Below are 20,625 nucleotides of genomic sequence, written 5' to 3' on the forward strand. Positions count from 1 at the left end.
AAGAAAGCTGTCAAACATAGGACCTTTGGAAACAATAAAATTCTTTTAATATTTTTACTGTTTTTGTATCATCCAGCTTATCTGAGTGTATACTTTTCCCAGCTCTAATATAATTATAATTCTAACAAACACGGTTTCGATCTGATGGCTGAAAAAACAGTAAGCAAATATTTGCTCAACCTTGAAAAGAACTTTGCCAGTGACAATCCTGTATTACAGAGAGCGGCAAAAGTCTTCCATGAGCTTGATCAAATTGAATTCGATCTAGGGCTGCTCGGCGATGATGAGACGACGGCTTGCAAGGATTCCTGGTGGCCGATCATCAGCCTGATCGGCGGCAACTCAACCGCGAAATCCGGGTTTATTAACAGCTATTTAGGCTCAGAGTACATGCTCTCCGGGCTTCAGCCGTCCAGCCACAAATTTACTGTGCTGCTGCATAGCAGTCAAACCACCCCTACCATTTTGCCAGGTACCGCTCTGGATGTTGATCACCGGTACCCGTTCTATCAGATCAGCCGCAAAATTGAACAGCAACAGCCGGGCGAAGGCGACCGCATCAATTCTTATCTGGAATTGAAAACCATCAGCAGCGATCGGTTAAAAGGCAAACTATTCATTGATGCACCCAATATCAGCGCCGTATCGTCTAACTCGGTTGCCTCGCTATTAATGCGGCATACAATTGAATGTTCGGATCTGGTTTTAATTTTTACGGACGCCTTTGATTCAGCCGCACCGGTTGATGAATTGATTGAAACCATCATTCGCCATCAAGATTCCAACAAATTTGTTTATATCATCAATGAACCAGCAGCGGCACTAAATCCGGCTCTTAACAATGAGATCATTTCTTCCTGGCAAAGAAAATTGTCAGGATTGGGCCTGAATACCGGACAATTTATTGTTCTATCTACCGTAGAAAATACAATCAGTCCTCAAAACCAGGCCGCTTTTGCCGCGATAGATCAACGCATGGTCAATGTGGGCTACGACCGGTCATACCGTGTTCTGCACTCGCTGGAAAAAAGCATCCGTGAAATTGATAACACCGTGGTCCCGGAAGTCACAAAAGGCATTGCGATCTGGAAAGACCGCGTCAACTTTTCCACGCTGTTGATTTTGGGATTCATTATCACGTTTGCCCTCTTCGCCGAAATACAGATGGGGATTCTGGATCTATTGATAGACCCGATCATTGGCCCAGCTATCCTGATTGTCCTGCTAGCCATAATCGTTCCGCTGCATATACTCATCAGCAAGTTACAAGCCAAATTAATCATTAAACAGTTAACCGCCAGACAGAAAGAACTTCACTTAATGGAAAACCTGGCCAAACTCTTTGAAAAAAATCTGACTTTTTCACGCATGTTAATGCCGTTTACCGAGCCTGCCGGCTGGAACAAAAAAACCAAAGCCCGTCTATCTCAATTATCAAACAAAACCAAGGAACTGGTTCAGTTATTGAATGATAGTTTTGGCACTTACAATGACCGGTCATCAAGCAATTATTTGGACTCGCTAAATTCAGCAAATTAATCGAACCGTTAAGTCAACTCTGCATCATCTTGTGGCTATATGGCTATTTTAAAGCAATATCTGGCGCTCTGCTGGTTTCAAAGCAACCCGCTGACGCTGCCTAGATCAGTTGATTTTTTCAAACAAAATTTCTGGTTCTACTATATTGTTGAATATTTCATACAGGTGAACATGGTGGATGATCCTGTAGAATCGTTTTATGAGGTTAGCCTGGAAACAGCGCTAACCTTTTTATTTATAGGGATCATGCTGATCCTCAACAGGTCTCTGTATGTATTTATACAGGCATCAACCGCTTTTCTATTCTGTGAAAATGTCGTCGCTATTTTTGTCGTACCGGTGATTGTCTGGCTGACCACTACCGATGATGCTTTAAGCTATTACACATTTGCCGCCTTGGCTTTATGGCAGTATGCGCTGATCGCTTACCTCATCCAGCGCATTCTGTCCATTAATCTTGTTGCCGCTCTGGTTTTATCCTTCCTTTATTTCATGGTGACTTACGGCGGTGCTTTCGCCCTGGCACAGATCATATAGCGGCCGTTTGCCAGCCTCAGAATCGGTCCAGCTCGGGATGCGCCACCTCGCCCTGATGCACATGCATCGCCCCTAATTCAGCGCAGCGGTGCAGCGTCGGCACAGCCTTACCAGGATTGAGCAGGCCTTTTTCGTCAAATGCTCTCTTCACGGCATGAAGCTGGGTTAACTCGTTATCGTTAAACTGAATACACATGTGATTGATCTTCTCGACGCCCACCCCATGCTCACCGGTAATCGTACCGCCTAATTCAACGCTCAATTTCAGAATGTCGCCGCCAAACTGTTCGGCTTTTTCCAGTTCCCCTTCATGATTGGCATTATATAAAATCAGCGGGTGCAAATTGCCGTCGCCGGCATGAAAGACATTCGCCACCGCTAAACCGTATTTTTCGGATAACCTACTAATATCTTTCAGCACTTTTGCCAAAAAACGTCTGGGAATCGTACCGTCCATGCAATAATAATCCGGCGAAATGCGCCCGGCCGCAGGAAACGCCGCCTTGCGGCCTGCCCACATTTTTTGTCTCTCCTGCTCCGATTGGGCGACTCGGACATCTGTCGCGCCGCTGTCCGTTAACAGAGCGATCGCTTTATCCAGTTCCTCTTCGACCTGCTCCCTCGTGCCATCCAGTTCGCACAGCAATATTGCTTCCGCATTGTCGGGATAACCTGCATGAATAAAATCTTCAGCCGCCTTAATCGCCGCCTTGTCCATCATCTCCAGACCAGCAGGAATCAGACCGCCCGCAATAATTGCCGCGACCGCCTGCCCGGCCTTTTCAGTATCGTCAAAAGCTGCCAGCAAAACCTGCGCCAGTTCAGGAATGGGCAGCAATTTGACCGTTACTTCAACAACAATGCCCAGCATGCCTTCCGATCCAGCCATTAATGACAGCAAATCCAAACCGGCACTATCCAGACCGTGCGAACCGATAGTGACGAGTTCGCCATCCATTGTCAGCATTTTAACGCGCAAGATATTATGCGTTGTCAGCCCGTATTTAAGGCAATGAACGCCACCCGAATTTTCGGCGACATTACCGCCTATCGTGCAGGCAATCTGCGATGAAGGATCAGGCGCATAATAAAGCCCAAAAGGCGCAACCGCCTGTGAAATAGCCAAATTGCGCACGCCCGGTTGCACGACGGCCAGACGGTTGGCACTATCGATTTCAAGGATTTGGTTGAGCTTGGCCAAACTCAGCAAGACGCCGTTCGCTAACGGCACCGCCCCGCCCGCCAAGCCCGTCCCGGCCCCTCTGGCGACTACCGGCACACCCAACTGATGGCAGAACCGAACGATGCGCTGAATTTGCTCGACTGTCTCGGGCAATACGACCAGCCACGGCATACAACGATAAGCCGACAAACCATCGCATTCGAATGGCTTTAAGGCTTCCTTCTCAAAAATAATGGCTGCCTGAGGTAAAAACGTTTTAAATTCATTAATCAACACACTACGATCAATCTGATGCTGAATTGTTTCCGATGTGTGAGGCTGAATTGTTATCATAAGTCATCGTCAATAAATGAGAGCTAACCATGCATTGTGTCAAATCGAAACTGACAATTGAAGACACAATCAAAAAATCCCGTTTCATCGGAGTGATTGTTCCGTGCATCAGTGAGAACGAGGCATTGCTGAATCTTAAGCAACTGTATGCCGAACATCCCAACGCCAACCACATCGCTTTCGCTTACCGCATCAAGGCCGACCACGGCTTTATCAGCCGTTTCCATGATGCGGGAGAACCCACTGGTACGGCCGGAAAACCCATTTTCCAGCATATCGAAGGCAAACAACTGATTAATCTGCTCATTGCCGTGATCCGCTATTTCGGAGGCGTCAAGCTGGGCGCAGGCGGATTGACGCGTGCTTATGGCAACACCGCCAAAAGCGTTATCGAGGCGGCGGACATTCACCCGTTTGTGGAACTGGCAAGCGTCCGGCTAACGCTGGATTACAACCAAATGCAGCCGCTCGAGTACCAATTGAAAAAACTCGACGGCCAGATCGTAGAACAGGACTTTGCCGAGCAAGTCAAACTGCTGATTCAACTGCCGGCTGACAATGTGGCCCTATTGTTACAAAGCTTTCCGGGAAATGCTTGACAACCTTTAGCCGGGCTCGAAAATTGTCTGATAGGAAACATACATCAATGTTGAAACCAGCGCATATAAGACCGGCGTCAGCAACGGCATCATGCCGCCCCCGATGAATACGACGGCAAAGACAAAGCCTAGCAGTTTATAGATGGCGCTCAGATGTCGGGTAACAGCCTTATTGCCCTGTTCCTTTGCCTGACTCCAGGTATAGCTTTTAAACAGCATCAGCGGGTAACTGAACCAGCTGGCGAACGTAGTCAGCATTAACAGAACGAAAATAAGCGCCACGATTGCCGATGAATAAAGCCAGCCAGCCAGTTGCCGCAAGGACTTGTCGTCCATATTCTCAGGCGTCAACTCCCAATAATAGAAAAACTGGGCAATTTTTTCCCATTCCTCGCTATAAATATTGGCGGCCAGCCTGAAGACAAACCAGCAAAGCACGATGCTGAGAGCCGCCAGCACGGCTAATGGCAAACTTTTACTGATCGCCCAGTAAAGACTGACCGAATGCCCGGCCGAACTTTTCAAATCAGTGTATTTTGCCACGCCGACACCGACGAACAGACTCGTCACCGCCAGAAAGACGCCCAAAGCCAATGATACACGCCCGACGCCTAACAGGAGGCCGATAACCAGCATGTATCCGATCCACACCAGAGGCTCACGGCCGATCAGCCAGAAAGCCTGACTGAGCCAACCGCTGAAGCTTGTCCTCTTCACGCCGAGATCCGCGAAATACCAACGGCCTGGCGCAATTCCTTGATAAAAGGCACGCTGATCGCGCGCGCTTTTTCAGCGCCTTCCTGCAATTGCTGTTCAATGTGCTCCGGCGCCTGTATCAATGCCTCGTAACGCTCTCTTGACGGCGCAATTTGCTCATTGATATGCTCGAACAAGACCTGTTTCATTTCCCCCCAGCCTATGCCGTCCGCATAGCGCTGACGGATCTCGGCCACTTCCGATGGCGTAGCAAACGCCTTATAAATGCTGAATAACGTGCAGGTTTCCGGATCCTTGGGCTCGCCGGGCTCCAGGGAATTGGTCTTGATCTTATTGATCAGCTTGCGTAATTTTTTCTCAGGCTCGAACAAGGGAATGGTGTTGTTATAACTCTTGCTCATCTTTCGGCCATCCAGCCCCGCCAGGGTTGCGGCATTTTCATCGACAACCGCTTCAGGCAATACGAAGTGCTCGCCGTAAATATGATTGAAGCGTCCTGCGATATCTCTGGCCATTTCGATGTGCTGAATCTGATCCTTGCCAACCGGCACTTTATGGGCATTAAACATCAGAATATCGGCAGCCATCAGAATCGGATAGCTGAACAGTCCCATGGTCACGCCTTTATCGGGATCGTTCTCGCCGCCCTCCTCGTTTTCGGCAACCGCCGCCTTATAGGCATGCGCCCTGTTCATCAAGCCTTTTGCCGTGACACAAGTCAGCAACCAGGTCAGCTCCATAATCTCGGGCACATCGGATTGCCGGTAAAACACGGCATTCGAGGTATCCAGTCCCAACGCCAGCCAGGTTGCCGCAATTTCAAGACTGGACTGACGAACCCGCTCCGGCTCCTGACATTTGATCAGCGCGTGATAGTCGGCAAGGAAGTAAAATGGCGAAACATGCGCATCTTTGCTGGCGGCAATCGCCGGCCTGATGGCGCCTACATAATTGCCCAAATGAGGCGTACCTGTGGTAGTAATTCCCGTTAAAATTGTTGCTTTGGTCATTCGATAATACTCAAGTCCGGTTGTGTTTGGTGTACCATATTACATAAATTCAGGCTAATATCCAGTAGCACACTCAATTAATAACCTTGCTGCAATTCATCACCCATCCGTGTACTTTTTATAGTACACTGCGCCGCTAAAATGATACGGCTCATAGTAAACGCGATAACGAACAATATTTGGCAGGGGAAATCATATGATGGAATATGATGAAAAACGCAGCTATGCTCGCACCGAAGTAAACTGCGATATCATCTATAAACTCGCTGGCTCGAGTGAATATTATCGGGGGCGCTGTACATCGATCAGCGGCGCCAGCGTATCATTCACTGCCGACCGCTCTTTTGAACCCGGTAAAGCCATGGAGATCAATGTGATCCCTCACAATGCCATTACACCGCCGATGACGGCTTTTATTGAAGTAGTCAGAAGTACAAAACGTGAAAATGATCGCTACGAAATTGCCGCTACCATACAAAGCATAAAAGGGAATTAATCGCTTTTACTGTTAAAAACCACAAAGCTGTTTTACTTTAATTATGTTTACGATTACCAAAGAGGTCTATTTCTGCTACGGCCACCGGTTAATGAACCATCCGGGCAAATGCCGGAATCTGCATGGCCATAGCGTCAAAGCCTCGATTTCGATACAGCAGGCGCAACTTAACGAGCAAGGCATGGTCTGTGATTTCTCCGAGATCAAAGACTGTGTTGAAAGCTATATTGATCAGCACCTTGACCATAATTTTCTGCTGCACCAGGATGATCCGATCATTCCCATGCTAATTGAAAACAATGAACGTTTTCTCGCGCTGGCCGAACACCCTACCGCCGAAGTGCTAAGCAAAATGATTTATCAACATCTGAAACAGGCAGGTTTTAATGTTGCTCAGGTCGTATTATGGGAGACGGCCAGCGCTAATGCCTGCTACAATGAGAACTGATATCCGCTATGGGCCTTCTTAATCCGATCAACAAGTCATTCTGCCTGGAACAAGTCTGTGCGTCCAACTACCACAAGCTATTCCAGCTGATTCCCGACCTGCTGGCTTTCAGAGAACAAGCCATCGGTCTTGCACCTGACAAAACCACGCTGCACCTGGAAGTCATTGAGCGCACGCCCTATACCATGACCGTGGATCTAAGCCATTGCTTCAAAAAAAACCGCCATGAACTTCTGGAGCCTGCCGTAAAAATAAGGATCTATCTTGATGCGCAGCTGGCGGAAGTGCTTAGCGACCACGCCCGGGAAAGCGTGCCGCGCACATTCAAAGACCCGGGCTTGAGCATTGAAATCATGAATTACAAATGGCGTCTGAACTATTTTCTGCAAAAATGGCTGGACCACTGTTTAAAACATCACTACCAATTCAGCAATAAACCATCGATAGAAGCCTTGGCATGAAACCCTGCCAGATCAGCTAAAAGCAGCCCCAAGCTTCGCCCGCCATAAACTTGCCATGCGCAGAAAACCCCGTACATTAAACTGGCTTATACTACTGCTGAGCTTGTTCCACATTGGCCGCAAGCATCCCGTACTGCTGCTGATGATGATCTTAATCGGAGTCGGCGATTATGCATATGAAATTAAGATTGCCCGTCCGACCCTGCTTTTTCAGGGCGCCCCTCAAGCCCGCGATGCATCAAACTATGAGACCTGGTTTCGTATATTGCGCAATGACGGATTTATTCTGGGTTATTCGGATTTGCGCGGCAATCCTCTATGGGTAGAGTACGCGCTCACCCCGCTCTCCGACAATGCCCCGTCCTTAAAACGCCCCAACCGTTTTGAAACGGACTGGCGCAGCATCAACCGCGTCAGCCATGACAGCTACCAGCAGAGCGGTTATGACCGTGGACACATGGCGCCGAATTATGCGATCAGCCGCCTTTACGGCAAAGAGGGGCAAGCCGACAGCTTCTTAATGACCAACATCAGCCCGCAGAGATCCAAGCTGAATCAGCGAGTATGGCAACGCCTGGAGGAAGTCGAAATCCAGCATTTCACTAAAAGATTCGGCAAAGTCTGGGTTGTTACAGGCCCGGTATTCAGCGGCACTGTCGAACGCCTGGCGTCAGACTGGACAGTGGAAGTACCGGATGCGTTTTATAAAATCTATATAGCGCACCCCAATCCTAATAGATCGCCTATTGCACTGGGATTTTTGATACCGCAAATGGTTAAAGGCAAAGAACCACTGATGCAATTCGTAACTACTATCGACCATTTAGAAGCACAAACCGGTCTGGACTTTTTTCCCGATCTGGACGACAAAATCGAAAATGTCATGGAAGCCAGCGCTGATCCCTTGCTGTGGGATTTGCCAGCCGTCAGTAAACTGCCGCCGCGTTATTGAGAGCGGCCAGGCTCTAATCGGACAAGTTGCCTTGGGAATCTGGCGCCTCGGCTTATTAAACAAACATTTCTTGATCTGGCTCAACTTTAATATCGCAAAGTTTGTTTAAATAGCCTCGCTCTTAGCGCAAAATTGCTGAAAATTCCTCTCACGCAGCATATTTGTCTAAGTTCTACCTACATAGAATTACTAATTTTTAAATCCAACGAGCTTTCGGGCTGTTTGGCGATTATTCCGAATAATAGCTAAACAGCCTTTTTTTATCGATGATTTTCAATTGCTTGGATTTCACTTCAATCAACTGCAGCGCTTGAAAATGATGGATAATGCGGCTGACCGTTTCATGGGCGATCCCCAAATAGTTGCCTATCTCCTCGCGCGACATGCTCAGGCGAAACTCCATTTCCGAATAACCTCGCATCCTAAGCCGTTCAGAAATATGCAGAATGAAACAAGCCACGCGCGCTTCCGCCGACCTTCGGCTAAGCATCATCTTTTGCACCTGGCTATCGTACTGATCGCAGGAACGCTGTAGCAGCGCTTGACTTAGGCCTGGCGTTTTAAGGGCCAGCATTTCAATTTTATGGGCCGGCAGATGGCAATAATTCACCGTTTCCAGAGCGATAGCCGTACAGTTATGAATTTGTGCCGACAGGCCGTCAAATCCCAGCAGCTCCCCAGGCAGGATAAAATCAACGACCAGCTCATTGCCGCTTTGGTCGAAACTGAGCAGTTTTGCGCTGCCTGAGCGCAAGGCGATAATGCCTCTGAATGGGCTGCCGGCATGATAGATAGCCTCGCCCTTCCGGCGGATATTGTTCCTGTTGACCAGTAAGCCCAATTCGCCAATCTCCGCACTGGTCAGTCCTTTTGGAATACATATGTTATCCAGGTTACAGTTTTCACACGTAATGGTTGATTTACTGGTCAATGGATGTGGAGCTGTTGGATCTATCATAAGGTCAGGATGAGGGAAGGACATTAAAATAGGCGACAAATCTATCAAAAACTTAGCTTGGTCACAAGCGCGCCCGGTTTATTGGCTAAGGCATTACAAAAGCGACTGATAAAGCAAAGAGGCTCTGACGCAACGCAGAATACCGTAATTGTAGTGGCCGCCGAACCTCTCAAAGACAGGCTTGAGCGCATTTTTCTGGTCTTCCGGCAGACTGATAAACGCATCCTCTATCAGCCTGATTTCCGGCTCCGGCAATTCAACAACATCGGCCAGTGCCAATAGTCCCTGTTCCAGAGACTGAGATAAATGGCCATAAATGGTTGTCTCTTGCATTTCCCGTTGTCCGGCAATCTGCTTCACGCTGTAGCCCAGCCTGAATAAAGCCAGTGATTCGGCTATGGTATCAGATAAACCGATCGGCCCGTTATTTTCAATAGCGACAAATTCGCTGATAACAGCCAGAAATTCATCGCCATAAAGCGCCAGCTTGCGTTCACCAACGCCCGATAACAGACTCATCTGCTGAAGCGTCACTGGTTTGGCTTCCAGCATGGCCATCAAGGTCGCATCATGGAAGATCACATAAGGCGGCACATCCTGCGCATCGGCCAGTTCGCGGCGCTTGGCGCGCAGCGCATTCCACAGCAGCGCATCCTGGCTGCCGGCAAACTGCCGGCTTTCGCCTTTGCTGCGTTTAATCTTGCCGGGCTGCAGATCCTTGCGCAGCATCAGTTGCTGCTCGCCGCGCAGAATCGGACGGCACGCCTCGGTCAGCTTGAAGGCGCCGAAGCCTTCAAAGTCGACCGCGACCAGCCCTCTGGCCACCAGTTGCCGAAATACCGAACGCCACTGGCCTTCGTCCAATTCCTTGCCGATGCCGAAAGTGGACTGCCGGTCATGGCCAAAGCTTTTGATTCGTTCATTGTCCTTACCGAGCAGCACGTCGATCAGATAATTGACGCCGAAGCGCTGCCCGGTGCGGTAAATGCACGACAACGCCTGCTGCGCGGCCAGCGTGCCATCCCAGGTCTCCACCGGCTCCAGGCAGGTATCGCAGTTGCCGCACGGTTGCGCCAAGGTGTCGCCGAAATAGCTCAGCAGCGCCTGCCGACGGCAATGCACCTGTTCGCACAAGGCCAGCATCGATTCGAGCTTGTGGTATTCGAGCCGCTTGTGCGCCTCATCGGCATTGGAATCAGCCAACATCTGCCGCAGCATGATGACATCCTGCAGGCCGTAAGCCATCCACGCATCGGCGGGCAATCCGTCACGTCCGGCCCGTCCTGTTTCCTGATAATACGCCTCGACGCTTTTAGGCAAATCCAGGTGCGCGACAAAGCGCACGTTCGGCTTATCGATGCCCATGCCGAAAGCGATCGTGGCCACAATCACCAGCCCGTCCTCCATCAGAAACCGGTGCTGATGCTGCTGCCGCAGATCGGCGGTCATGCCGGCATGATAAGGCAGCGCATTGATGCCTTTGGTCCTGAGCCATTCGGCTGTCGCCTCAACTTTCTTACGCGACAGGCAGTAAACGATACCGGCATCGCCGGCATGTTCGGCACGAATGAAATCGAGCAACTGCTGTCGTGCATTTTGCTTCTGCACGATCCGGTAACGGATATTGGGACGGTCAAAGCCGCTTTGGAACAGCAGGGCCTGTTCCAGCCCCAGGCGCTGTATGATTTCCTGCCGCGTTTTCTCATCGGCCGTGGCCGTCAGCGCAATGCGCGGAATAGTAGGAAAACGCTCGTGCAGCATCGAAAGCTGTAGATAATCGGCGCGGAAATCATGTCCCCATTGCGAGACGCAATGCGCTTCATCGATCGCGAACAGGGCGATTTCAAGACGTTCGAACAGCGCCAGCGTGCGCGCCGACGTCAGCCTTTCCGGTGCAATATAGAGCAGATCGAGTTCACCGCGCAGCAGTTGCTGCTCGATGATGCGCACTTCACCCTGATCCAGCGTCGAATTGAGAAAGGCGGCTTTTACGCCGACCTGAAGCAGGGAGGTGACCTGATCCTGCATCAGCGCAATCAACGGCGAAATGACGATGCCGACGCCGGGCCTGATCAGGGCCGGAATTTGATAGCACAACGACTTGCCGCCGCCGGTCGGCATCAAGACCAGCGCGTCCTGTCCGGCCAGCAATTGCTCGATAACAGCCTGCTGTTGTCCCCTGAAACTGTCATAGCCGAAAACCGCTTTGAGTATGTCAATGGGCTTGCTGTGCACGGCTTCCTTCACTGCGATAATATTTCTTCAATCAGTTAATACCTTCTATAATAGACCAAATTATACAGGACTACAGGGTACAAACGCCCAATCTATGACTCATTTGAATAATAATAAGCTTTCAACATGCCTCGATCACCTTCAGGAACACGGTCAGCAGCAATTGCTCCGTGAGGGCCTTAAAGGCATTGAAAAAGAAAGCCTGCGTATTTCCAAGGACGGCTTTATCGCCCAGACCCCTCACCCGGAAGCGCTAGGCTCCGCTCTGACCCATCCTTATATCACGACGGATTATTCCGAAGCCCTGATTGAATTGATCACGCCGCCTTTCGCCGATGTCAGGGACACGTTGTCATTTCTGCACAATACCCACCAGTTCGTCTACGACAATCTGGACAACGAAATGCTGCTGGCCGCGAGCATGCCCTGCGGCATCGACGGCGATGAAAGCATACCGATTGCACAATACGGCTCGTCCAATATCGGCCGCATGAAGCACATTTACCGACACGGTTTATGGCACCGCTACGGCAGGACCATGCAGGCCATTGCCGGCATACACTTCAATTATTCCGTGCCCGAGGCCCTCTGGCCCGTCCTGTACGGACTGGAAAAACCGGATGTTAGTCCGGAACAGTTCAAAGCCGATGCCTATTTCGCATTGATCAGGAATTTTCAGCGTCTGGGCTGGCTGATCCTATATCTGTTCGGCGCCTCGCCTGCCATCTGCAAGAATTTCTTCAAAAGCCGTCCGGCGCTGATGGCCGGGTTTCAGGAATTCGATCCGGGCACATTGTACCATCCTTATGCAACCTCTTTGCGCATGAGCGATATCGGTTATAAAAGCAAAAATCAGGCTAGCCTGCGGATCGATTACAACTCGCTGTCCGGCTATGTCGCCAGTCTGGGCAAGGCCATCGCCACGCCTTATCCGGACTACGAAAAAATCGGCACGGTCGTGGACGGGCAGTATCTGCAGCTCAACAGCAATATCCTGCAGATCGAAAACGAATTCTACAGCACGATGCGGCCTAAACAGATAGCCGAGTCCTGCGAAAAGCCGACCCTGGCCCTCAAACGCCGAGGCGTGCGCTACGTGGAAATGCGCTCGCTTGACCTGGATGTCTTCACCCCTATCGGCATCGATGAGAGCAAGGCCCGTTTCATAGAAGCGCTGTTGCTGACCTGCCTGCTGAAAGACAGCCCCTTGATTTCCGAGCAGGACCTCCGCATCAACAATGCCAATCAGCTGGCCGTCGCACAATTCGGCAGGAAGCCGGGACTGGAACTTGAAAAGGGTGGAAAGAAAATACTTTTACAGGACTGGGCCGCCGAAATTCTCGCCGACATGCGGCCGGTCTGCGATATCCTGAACGGCAACGATGCCGGCAAACCTTACAGCCAGGCTCTCAAGCAACAGCAAGAAATCGTCGGCAACCCCGACCTGACCGCATCGGCGCGCATACTGGAGCACATGGGACATCAGCAACAGCAGTTCGGCTGCTTCTCGCTGAACAAATCGGCCGAGCATGAACAGTACTTCCGGCAACACAAGCTCGATGACAAGAATACTGCACAGTTTAATGAACTCGCCGAGCAATCGCTGGCCAAACAAAAAGAAATCGAAAGCCGCGATCAACTGCCTTTTGACGAATTTTTAAGACAGTATTTCGCACAAAGCTGACTTTATATCACTGACCTTCATGACTGCATTCAATATCGATACTTTACAAACCGAGCTGGCACAGAAAAACCCGCGCGCCGTTCTCAAAAAAGCCCTGGAGCTTTTCGACAACATCGCCATTTCCTTCAGCGGCGCCGAGGATGTCGTGCTGATCGACATGGCCGTCAAGATCAGGAAAGACATTCCGGTTTTCTCTCTCGATACCGGCCGCCTGCATCCTGAAACCTACCGCTTCATCGAGAAAGTCAGAAAGCATTATCAGATTGACATCGAGCTGCTGACGCCGGACCGGGACATACTGGACCGTTTCGTGAAAAGCAAGGGCCTGTTCAGCTTCTACGAAGACGGCCACCAGGAATGCTGCGGCATCCGTAAAGTGGAACCGCTAAAGCGCAAACTGGCGCATCTGGACGCCTGGATCACCGGCCAGCGGAAAGACCAAAGCCCCGATACCCGACAAGCCATTCCCGAAGTGCAGATGGACACGGCGTTCTCAACGCCCGAGCACACGCTAGTCAAATTCAACCCATTGGCCAACTGGAGTTCGGCACAGGTCTGGGATTACATAGAGGCCTGGCAGGTGCCCTATAATGAGCTGCACGAAAAAGGCTTCATCAGCATAGGCTGTGAGCCCTGCACACGCCCCGTCCTGCCTAATCAGCACGAGAGAGCCGGCCGCTGGTGGTGGGAAGCGGGAGCAAAAAAAGAATGCGGTTTGCATGCCGGCAATTTAAAGAACAAAAGCGAATAAAAAGGCGACGCAGCCGGCTTGTTATCGCTATTACGGGCCGACTTGTTCTATAATTTTTTAGCCGCAAAAATCCGCAGGCCGGGTTGAGGAACGAACCCGGCCTGCGGCAACGAAGAAACGGAGTTTCCGCAAAAGCAACCCAGACTACGAGCTAAGGAAATCGTGCCCATATCCATCCAGTAAAAGCACGCCCCAGAACGTAACTGAATCGTGTATCGGCAGGAAATGCCTTTGTTTTCGCGGCGGCCGATCAAATCGTTCTAAATGACAATTTATGCAATGAAACACTGATCAGGCGGTCGGACACTCTTGCCAAGCGCTGCTTGGCTCATAACCCAGGCAGCGCTTGGCAATATTTCACAGCTGTTCCTCGTTTTGAGGCGTATATAAAGCGATGAAAGGTAAAACAATAAAAAACTTGGCAAGCTGTCTATTCGCGCTCTTTTCTTTGCACGAGAGCGCTTTAGCGTCGGAACAATTGTCCTGCGACACAATCGCCGAAACCGATATTGTCGACCTGGATCTGTCGGAACTGGGCAAAGTGCCGGTTTTTATGTCCGCCAATCAAAAAGCGACCTGCACCAGGCAGGCAGCCGGCATTGTAACCGTGATCTCCGGCCAGGAAATCCGCAATATGGGCGCCCGGGATCTGGTCGACGTACTGCAACTGGTGCCCGGTTTCAGTTTCGGCATCGACACGTCCAATGTCGTCGGCTTAGGCATTCGAGGCATCCAGGCTCATGAAGGCAAGGTCGCGGTTTTCATCGACGGCATCAATCTGAATGAGCACCGGTTTGGAACGACCCAGTTCGGCAGTCATTTTCCGGTCGAACAAATCGATCGCATTGAAATCATCCGCGGCCCCGGTTCCATCATCCACGGCAATTTCGCGGAAATGGGCGTGATCAACATCATCAGCAAAACCGCCACCCAGATAAACGGCGTCAAAGTGAGCGGAGCCTACGGCCGCTTTGAGCGCGGCGAAGCCCGGAAAAACATGGAACTTGTCGCCGGTAAAAAATGGGGCGACTGGGAAGTGACGCTGTCCGGCAAAAACGGCGAGGCCCATCGGAGCGACCGGATCTACCGGGATGCATTCGGAGATAGCTTTGACATGTCCGACAGCAACGAACTGGAGTCAAGGATGATCAACCTGGATATCAAATACAAGGATATTGACTTCCGCATTCTCGTTGACGACTACAGTGTCGACAGCCGCGACGGTTTCGCCACCACAACGACCGGGCCGGAACGCTACCTGAACAATCGGTTCACCACTTACGCAGGCAACTTAAACTATCAATACGACTTTACCGAGGCCATTCAATTGGATCTCAACGCCCAATTTTCCCGCCAGAATCCCTGGGAGCGAACCCGGAAGTATTTCGATGGGGAATCGCCACTGCTGCGCGAACGCGTCTTTGTCGATTTCTACAAGTTCGACGCCAAAACCACGTTCGCATCGGAAGAAGGCAATTATCTGGTGCTGGGCAACAGCTTCTCCTTCGATAAATTCGACATCCGCAAGAGCGAAGACGGAGGCCTGGATTCACCCTTGCCGACCTTCAGCGATTACACCGCTTACGCCGAAGCCAGCTACGCGTTCCCCTGGGTAAACGTGCTGGCCGGATTGCGCTTCGATGCCTACAACGAATACGGCACCAATCTGGCGCCGCGCGTTGCCCTGACCAAGGATTTCGGCCGGTTTCACTTCAAGGCCCTCTACAGCCAGGCATTCCGCATACCGACCGGCGGCAATTATCAAAAGAACGAGGAATACAATCTTGGTCTGCTAGAGGATATCGCTGAGGGCGCCCCTGGCCTGTCGGAGGCCGATCAGATCGGCCAGGTCAGGCCTGAGAAAACTCACACTGCCGAAATAGAGCTCGGCTATGAATTGCTCGACAACCTGGATTTGACCATCAATCTGTTCGATATCCGCAGCAACAACATCATCTTGTATCAGATAGACCACCGGTTAGATGAAAACGGAGAACCAAGGGAAGCGGATTATTACATCAATGCGCCCGGTCAAAACACCCAAGGCATCGAAACCGGATTGCGCTACAGCGACGAGGACTGGGGCTATCTGGAACTGGGCTATTCCTTTTATCGGGCGACCCGCAACACGGCGGACAAATACAAAATCCTGAATGCCCAGGAAGCCCAGCTCCACGATCAGCTCAATGTTGGCTTCCCCACTCACAAAGTGACGTTCAACGCTCATGCCAATATCACGCCGTCGTTTTCCATTAATCCGACGCTGATGTTCATTAGCGACCGTTTCGGCTATACCGGCGACCTCCTCACGCATCACGAACCAGCTTGGATAGCCAACGTTTATTTCCGCTATCAGAACCTGCTGACCAAAGGACTGGAAGTCGGACTAGGCTTCTATGACATTTTTAACGAGCGATACGAATACGTCCAGCCTTACAATGGCGGTCACCCTGCTCTGCCCGGCCCCTCTCGGGAAATCATGCTGAAACTGTCCTATCAGTATTGATGATGCCCGCTCTCTTCCGTCAGCCTGATAAATTGAAAAGATAAAATCGATTATGCGCTTTTTGCAGTTGCTAACGAAGTCGGTTTTCATATCGGCGCTGCTGTTGAGCCAAGGCTGGGCCATGGATCATCGGGAGCTGACGATTAAGGCGGCTTATCTTTTCAGGTTATCGCTGTTCGTGGAATGGCCGCCGTCCAAGCTCAGTCCAACCGGCTCTGAGCCGATGCTTTTTTGCGTTGCCGGCAATCAAGGCATGAGCGAGGCCCTAAAAACAGCCTTGGCCGACAAATCGATCAATCAGCATAAAATAGAAGTGGCCGAGGTACAGTTGCGTGACGACTTGTCTGCCTGTCATCTGCTTTATTTGCCCAGGCACATCCAGACCCCGAAGCCCTTTTTACAAGCAGTGGTTTCCCATCCGGTCCTGACTGTCGGAGAAACCGAGGCATTTTACCGACAGGGCGGAATGATATATCTTTACAATAAGGAAAACAGAATCCGCTTCGCTATCAATGAACAGGCGGCCAAAAAGGCCGGTCTGGAATTAAGAGCGCAATTATTGCATTTAGCCGATCAGCCACCATGATTCAGAACAAACGCTCCATCAAAAACCGGCTCTTCTTCGTCATCATGTTGACCAGCACTATCGTGCTCTTGATAGCGGGCCTGCTGTTCATAACCTTCCGGATGGTGCAGTTGAAGCAGGACATGAACAACAGTCTGACCATCCAGGCCGGCGTCATAGCCGATAACGCCCAGGCCGTCATTGTGTTTGGCGATAAGGATGAGGCCAATAACTTGTTAGCCTCACTGAAATACGACCCTCAGGTCATCTATGCATTATTACTGAACGACGAAAAACAGATTCTTGCCCATTATCAGCGCCCCGGCAGCGATGTGCCGATTACGACAGAGGCTATAGGCGAATTCTTGACCGAAAGCCCGGCCTCTAGCGAAACCGAGCGCTATCTAGCCTATACTCGCCCCATTTATTCGCATGCCAATAAGATCGGCCATGTAATCCTGTTTGCCGATTTTTCCAGTTATTGGCAGTTGCTGACCCGCTCGGCGTTGGTAGTAGCCTTTGTAATCGTTCTCGCCCTGTTCGTAGCCTTATTTTTATCTTACATCCTGCAAAAGCTTATCTCGAAACCGATCGAGTCGCTGGCCAGCTTTGTCAGCACCGTTACCGAAGGGCAAAATTATGAATTGAGAACAGAGAATAAAAGCTATGCCGAAATCGAACAGCTGGCGGCCGCCTTCAACCAGCTGCTGGAGCAGATCCACCGTGCGATATCGGCGCGCGATCATGCTCAACACCAATTGAGGACATACAGTTTTCAATTGGAAGACCTGGTTTATCAACGAACCCGTCAACTGGAAGACGCCAAAGAGGCGGCTGAGGCATCATCCAGGGCCAAATCGGCGTTTCTGGCCAATATGAGCCATGAGATCCGCACCCCGATGAACGCCATTGTCGTGTTTACCAAATTGGCGCTGAATGCATCGGAATCCCCCCATCAGCAGCAGCAGCTGAAGCGGGCGCTTGAATCGGCCGATTTGCTGCTGGCCTTGATCGACGACCTGCTCGACATCTCCCGCATTGATGCCAACAAAATGGAACTGGACTATCAGAACTGCAATTTATTTGAAATCCTGACCAGCATCGTCCAAATGCTGACCGCCAAATTTGTAGAAAAAGGGCTTGAATTCATCATAGACATCTCTGAGACTGTGCCCCGATTCATCGAGACCGACTCACTGCGTTTAAAACAGGTGCTGATCAATTTATTGACCAATGCGATAAAGTTCACCGAAGCGGGGCAAATCCGCCTGTCCATCTCTGCCAGTGCAATGGGTTCAGCTGCGCAGGTGACTTTCGTCATCAGCGATACTGGCATCGGCATGGACCGCGAAACCATCACCAGGATATTCGAGGTCTTCAGCCAGGCTGATGTATCAATCACACGCAAATATGGGGGCACCGGGCTCGGGCTCAGCATTTCCAAAAAACTGGTCGCCTTGATGGGAGGAAATCTGAACGTTGACAGCCACCCAGGGCAAGGCAGCCGATTTTCCTTCTCGCTGCCGATCAAATCAGCACTACCCGACTATGATGATGCTATTATCGGCCGGTCTGCTGCGTCGATGCCGGCCGTCATAGTCGTCGAATCGCGCCAACAAAGCCGAGAACATCTGCTCAAGCTGCTGCAATCGTTGGGATGCAGCGTCGACGGCGCCGAAACAGGCAATGAAGCGCTGGCTTTGCTGGCGCAGCGCCACTACCGCCATTTGCTGATAAGCCGGAACCTGCCGGATATTGACGCCTTTGCCCTGGTGCGCCAAATCAGAACCGATCCTCAATTACCGGATATTTCGATTTCCCTGATGGACAGCTTGCTGGGCGAACAGGCCGTCAAACAATTCTCCGAAACGGTTACACAGGTGGATTACCTGAAAACGCCCATTTTCGATCGGACACTGCTTTGCCGGCATCTGCTGCAGAACCAGCAAGAAACCGAGCCGCGAATATTGCCTCATTTCTCCCGTCCAACCCAGACACCTAAGTTATTCAACGTGTTGATTGTCGATGACTACTATATTAACCGCCTGCTGATCATGGACATCCTTCAAGATCAGGTAGAGCATTTTCTGGAGGCCGGCAACGGCCGCGAAGCGCTGGAAATTCTGCAAAAAGAAAAAATTGATCTGGTGTTAATGGATATTCAAATGCCGGAAATGGACGGTTTCGAGGCGACGCGACAGATCAGACGCCAACTCCATCTCACAGCTTTGCCGATCATCGGCATGACGGCTTTTGCAGCCGAAAGCGACTGCCGGCAATGCTATCAGGCCGGCATGAACGACGTTTTGACTAAGCCGATCGACATCGACCAATTAAAGAAAATATTCGACCAGCTCGGCAAAGGACGAATAAAATTTGCAACCGAAGATCATGCGGCCGGCCTCACACTCTCGAATTATCGATTACCCGGTATAGATGTCGAAAGCGGCCTGTCGCGGCTGCGCAACGATGAAGAAAAATACAAAAAGCTGCTCGTGCTGTTCTATAAAAGCTATCAGGGCAAGGAATCCTTGCTGGAAGACCATCTGGAACAAAAAAACTGGACCGCTGCTGAAGTCTGGGTGCATGCGCTGAAGGGTATTTGCGCCAATCTATCCATCTCCAGCGTCAATGACAGCTGTGTAGCGCTTTATGAACAATTGAAGAATCGATCCGTCAACCAGCAGGATTTGCGGCAATTCAAGCACCATCTCACCGAAGTCATCATGGGCCTGCAACAATTGGCTGAATCGGAGCAATGATGCCAGCCAGAAGAAGCTTGCCCACAATCACGGCTTTTATTGCTTAAAGCAGAATATTTTTACTTGGAAATTGCAAAAACCCCTTAGTGATTCAACTCAACAGAATCGCTTTGCTCAACACTGAATTTTTAGTAGAGGCAAAAATGAGGCGCTATCGCCGATCCAAGCTCGCGCATCTGGCGTCGCAGATAGATTACTCTTGAAGACGAGGGAACCCGCTACCCTGTTTGTGAAAAAATAGACAGTACCTTTACTGCCGACTGACGGCTTGCAACCGGGAACCAGGCACATGCTCCCGCATGTGCGTCCGCTCCAGGACCAGCTGAACTGACTCTCAACCCGCTGCCGCTGATTGCCTGGCAGCATCCATCCGGCTGCGGAGACTAAAAGGCCGCATATCGCTCCATGCCTCTTTGATATACGCCAGACAGTTTTCTTTACTCCCGGCCTTGCCGACGGCCTGCCAACCGTCCGGGATAGCCTTAAAGTCCGGCCAGATTGAATATTGCTGTTCGTGGTTAACAACGACCTTATAGATCATCCAATCATCTTCCTTGCCCTGGCTCATGAATTGTTCCTTTCCGTCATTAAATTTTTGCAATGGCTCTTTGACATTTGTACTGGAGTACCCCAGGCATTGAAAGCCTGGGGTACTCCATACGCAGGGGCTTGGCTTATAAAGATAATGCCAAACCAGCGCCTACAGTAACAGTCGCGCCGGCTTGCAAACTTACTTCAGGCAATACTGCGTCTACTGTAGTGACTACTGATCCCAGAAGACCGTTTACCAGAGTCAGAGTGCTGCTCAGCACAGAATCCAAACCCAAAAGCGCGCCAGCTGAAACATTGTCCATCTGAGCATCAGTCAAAGCTACAGGCTCAGCAGAAG

19 protein-coding genes are annotated in these 20,625 nt (G+C 50.7%); 12 read left to right on the forward strand and 7 right to left on the reverse strand.

What is annotated here, in order from left to right:
- The first annotated feature begins 144 nt into the window (after positions 1-144).
- Complete coding sequence (locus IT781_RS10205) at positions 145-1,539, forward strand: hypothetical protein (protein ID WP_194970051.1); 1,395 nt, start codon at positions 145-147, stop codon at positions 1,537-1,539.
- Positions 1,540-1,578: 39 nt separating this feature from the next.
- Positions 1,579-2,076 (forward strand): hypothetical protein, encoded by a 498-nt coding sequence (locus tag IT781_RS10210; protein WP_194970052.1) that lies wholly within the window; start codon positions 1,579-1,581, stop codon positions 2,074-2,076.
- Positions 2,077-2,092: 16 nt separating this feature from the next.
- Here the strand turns inward: IT781_RS10210 and IT781_RS10215 are convergent, their stop codons facing one another.
- Positions 2,093-3,592: an FAD-linked oxidase C-terminal domain-containing protein gene (locus tag IT781_RS10215; protein ID WP_194970053.1), complete on the reverse strand. Its 1,500-nt coding sequence runs from the start codon at positions 3,590-3,592 to the stop codon at positions 2,093-2,095.
- A gap of 29 nt (positions 3,593-3,621) precedes the next feature.
- Between IT781_RS10215 and IT781_RS10220 the strand changes: the two genes are divergently transcribed.
- On the forward strand, positions 3,622-4,191 hold the full coding sequence (locus IT781_RS10220; protein WP_194970054.1) for a YigZ family protein: 570 nt from the start codon (positions 3,622-3,624) through the stop codon (positions 4,189-4,191).
- A gap of 6 nt (positions 4,192-4,197) precedes the next feature.
- Here the strand turns inward: IT781_RS10220 and IT781_RS10225 are convergent, their stop codons facing one another.
- On the reverse strand, positions 4,198-4,908 hold the full coding sequence (locus tag IT781_RS10225) for a hypothetical protein (RefSeq protein WP_194970055.1): 711 nt from the start codon (positions 4,906-4,908) through the stop codon (positions 4,198-4,200).
- Positions 4,905-5,918, reverse strand: coding sequence for a tryptophan--tRNA ligase (locus IT781_RS10230; protein WP_194970056.1), 1,014 nt, complete (start codon positions 5,916-5,918; stop codon positions 4,905-4,907). The genes IT781_RS10225 and IT781_RS10230 overlap by 4 nt, the downstream gene beginning before the upstream one ends.
- A 196-nt stretch (positions 5,919-6,114) precedes the next feature.
- Here IT781_RS10230 and IT781_RS10235 point away from each other — a divergent pair, with 196 nt between their 5' ends.
- From IT781_RS10235 to IT781_RS10250, 4 genes are read left to right on the forward strand one after another with little or no spacing between them, the layout of a single operon-like run.
- Positions 6,115-6,414, forward strand: coding sequence for a PilZ domain-containing protein (locus IT781_RS10235; RefSeq protein ID WP_194970057.1), 300 nt, complete (start codon positions 6,115-6,117; stop codon positions 6,412-6,414).
- 43 nt (positions 6,415-6,457) lie between these two features.
- Positions 6,458-6,862, forward strand: a complete 405-nt coding sequence (locus IT781_RS10240) for a 6-carboxytetrahydropterin synthase (RefSeq protein ID WP_194970058.1) — start codon at positions 6,458-6,460, stop codon at positions 6,860-6,862.
- A gap of 8 nt (positions 6,863-6,870) precedes the next feature.
- Positions 6,871-7,323, forward strand: a complete 453-nt coding sequence (locus tag IT781_RS10245) for a DUF1249 domain-containing protein (RefSeq protein WP_194970059.1) — start codon at positions 6,871-6,873, stop codon at positions 7,321-7,323.
- A 55-nt stretch (positions 7,324-7,378) separates the two neighbouring features.
- Entirely contained in the window at positions 7,379-8,275 is an 897-nt protein-coding gene (locus tag IT781_RS10250; protein ID WP_194970060.1) for a DNA/RNA non-specific endonuclease, read from the forward strand.
- A 229-nt stretch (positions 8,276-8,504) separates the two neighbouring features.
- On the opposite strand, the gene IT781_RS10255 is transcribed toward IT781_RS10250, so the two are convergent.
- Entirely contained in the window at positions 8,505-9,116 is a 612-nt protein-coding gene (locus IT781_RS10255) for a helix-turn-helix domain-containing protein (RefSeq protein WP_228779057.1), read from the reverse strand.
- 210 nt (positions 9,117-9,326) lie between these two features.
- Positions 9,327-11,480 (reverse strand): DNA helicase RecQ, encoded by a 2,154-nt coding sequence (recQ, locus tag IT781_RS10260; protein ID WP_370526981.1) that lies wholly within the window; start codon positions 11,478-11,480, stop codon positions 9,327-9,329.
- A gap of 82 nt (positions 11,481-11,562) precedes the next feature.
- Here recQ and gshA point away from each other — a divergent pair, with 82 nt between their 5' ends.
- From gshA to IT781_RS10285, 5 genes are all read left to right on the forward strand, one after another.
- The gene (gshA, locus tag IT781_RS10265; protein ID WP_194970062.1) at positions 11,563-13,152 is read left to right on the forward strand and encodes a glutamate--cysteine ligase; all 1,590 of its coding nucleotides are present in this window, start codon (positions 11,563-11,565) and stop codon (positions 13,150-13,152) included.
- Between the two features lie 19 nt (positions 13,153-13,171).
- Positions 13,172-13,903 (forward strand): phosphoadenylyl-sulfate reductase, encoded by a 732-nt coding sequence (locus tag IT781_RS10270; protein WP_194970063.1) that lies wholly within the window; start codon positions 13,172-13,174, stop codon positions 13,901-13,903.
- Between the two features lie 394 nt (positions 13,904-14,297).
- Complete coding sequence (locus IT781_RS10275) at positions 14,298-16,409, forward strand: TonB-dependent siderophore receptor (RefSeq protein ID WP_194970064.1); 2,112 nt, start codon at positions 14,298-14,300, stop codon at positions 16,407-16,409.
- Between the two features lie 52 nt (positions 16,410-16,461).
- Positions 16,462-16,995, forward strand: coding sequence for a YfiR family protein (locus IT781_RS10280; RefSeq protein WP_194970065.1), 534 nt, complete (start codon positions 16,462-16,464; stop codon positions 16,993-16,995).
- A complete protein-coding gene (locus IT781_RS10285; protein ID WP_194970066.1) occupies positions 16,992-19,736 on the forward strand; it encodes a response regulator in 2,745 nt (914 codons plus the stop codon). The genes IT781_RS10280 and IT781_RS10285 overlap by 4 nt, the downstream gene beginning before the upstream one ends.
- A 334-nt stretch (positions 19,737-20,070) precedes the next feature.
- Here the strand turns inward: IT781_RS10285 and IT781_RS10290 are convergent, their stop codons facing one another.
- A complete protein-coding gene (locus IT781_RS10290) occupies positions 20,071-20,304 on the reverse strand; it encodes an MbtH family protein (protein ID WP_194970067.1) in 234 nt (77 codons plus the stop codon).
- A gap of 106 nt (positions 20,305-20,410) precedes the next feature.
- Positions 20,411-20,625 (reverse strand): hypothetical protein (locus IT781_RS22310; RefSeq protein WP_228779058.1); only part of this gene is annotated, 215 nt, incomplete at its 5' end.

Source organism: Methylobacter sp. BlB1 (assembly GCF_015476545.1).
GTDB lineage: Bacteria > Pseudomonadota > Gammaproteobacteria > Methylococcales > Methylomonadaceae > Methylobacter.

Coding starts and splice junctions, on each gene's coding strand:
- IT781_RS10205 (WP_194970051.1), top strand. CDS start 145: ATGGCTGAAAAAACAGTAAGCAAATATTTGCTCAACCTTGAAAAGAAC.
- IT781_RS10210 (WP_194970052.1), top strand. CDS start 1,579: ATGGCTATTTTAAAGCAATATCTGGCGCTCTGCTGGTTTCAAAGCAAC.
- IT781_RS10215 (WP_194970053.1), bottom strand. CDS start 3,592: ATGATAACAATTCAGCCTCACACATCGGAAACAATTCAGCATCAGATT.
- IT781_RS10220 (WP_194970054.1), top strand. CDS start 3,622: ATGCATTGTGTCAAATCGAAACTGACAATTGAAGACACAATCAAAAAA.
- IT781_RS10230 (WP_194970056.1), bottom strand. CDS start 5,918: ATGACCAAAGCAACAATTTTAACGGGAATTACTACCACAGGTACGCCT.
- IT781_RS10235 (WP_194970057.1), top strand. CDS start 6,115: ATGATGGAATATGATGAAAAACGCAGCTATGCTCGCACCGAAGTAAAC.
- IT781_RS10240 (WP_194970058.1), top strand. CDS start 6,458: ATGTTTACGATTACCAAAGAGGTCTATTTCTGCTACGGCCACCGGTTA.
- IT781_RS10245 (WP_194970059.1), top strand. CDS start 6,871: ATGGGCCTTCTTAATCCGATCAACAAGTCATTCTGCCTGGAACAAGTC.
- IT781_RS10250 (WP_194970060.1), top strand. CDS start 7,379: ATGCGCAGAAAACCCCGTACATTAAACTGGCTTATACTACTGCTGAGC.
- gshA (WP_194970062.1), top strand. CDS start 11,563: ATGACTCATTTGAATAATAATAAGCTTTCAACATGCCTCGATCACCTT.
- IT781_RS10270 (WP_194970063.1), top strand. CDS start 13,172: ATGACTGCATTCAATATCGATACTTTACAAACCGAGCTGGCACAGAAA.
- IT781_RS10275 (WP_194970064.1), top strand. CDS start 14,298: ATGAAAGGTAAAACAATAAAAAACTTGGCAAGCTGTCTATTCGCGCTC.
- IT781_RS10280 (WP_194970065.1), top strand. CDS start 16,462: ATGCGCTTTTTGCAGTTGCTAACGAAGTCGGTTTTCATATCGGCGCTG.
- IT781_RS10285 (WP_194970066.1), top strand. CDS start 16,992: ATGATTCAGAACAAACGCTCCATCAAAAACCGGCTCTTCTTCGTCATC.
- IT781_RS10290 (WP_194970067.1), bottom strand. CDS start 20,304: ATGAGCCAGGGCAAGGAAGATGATTGGATGATCTATAAGGTCGTTGTT.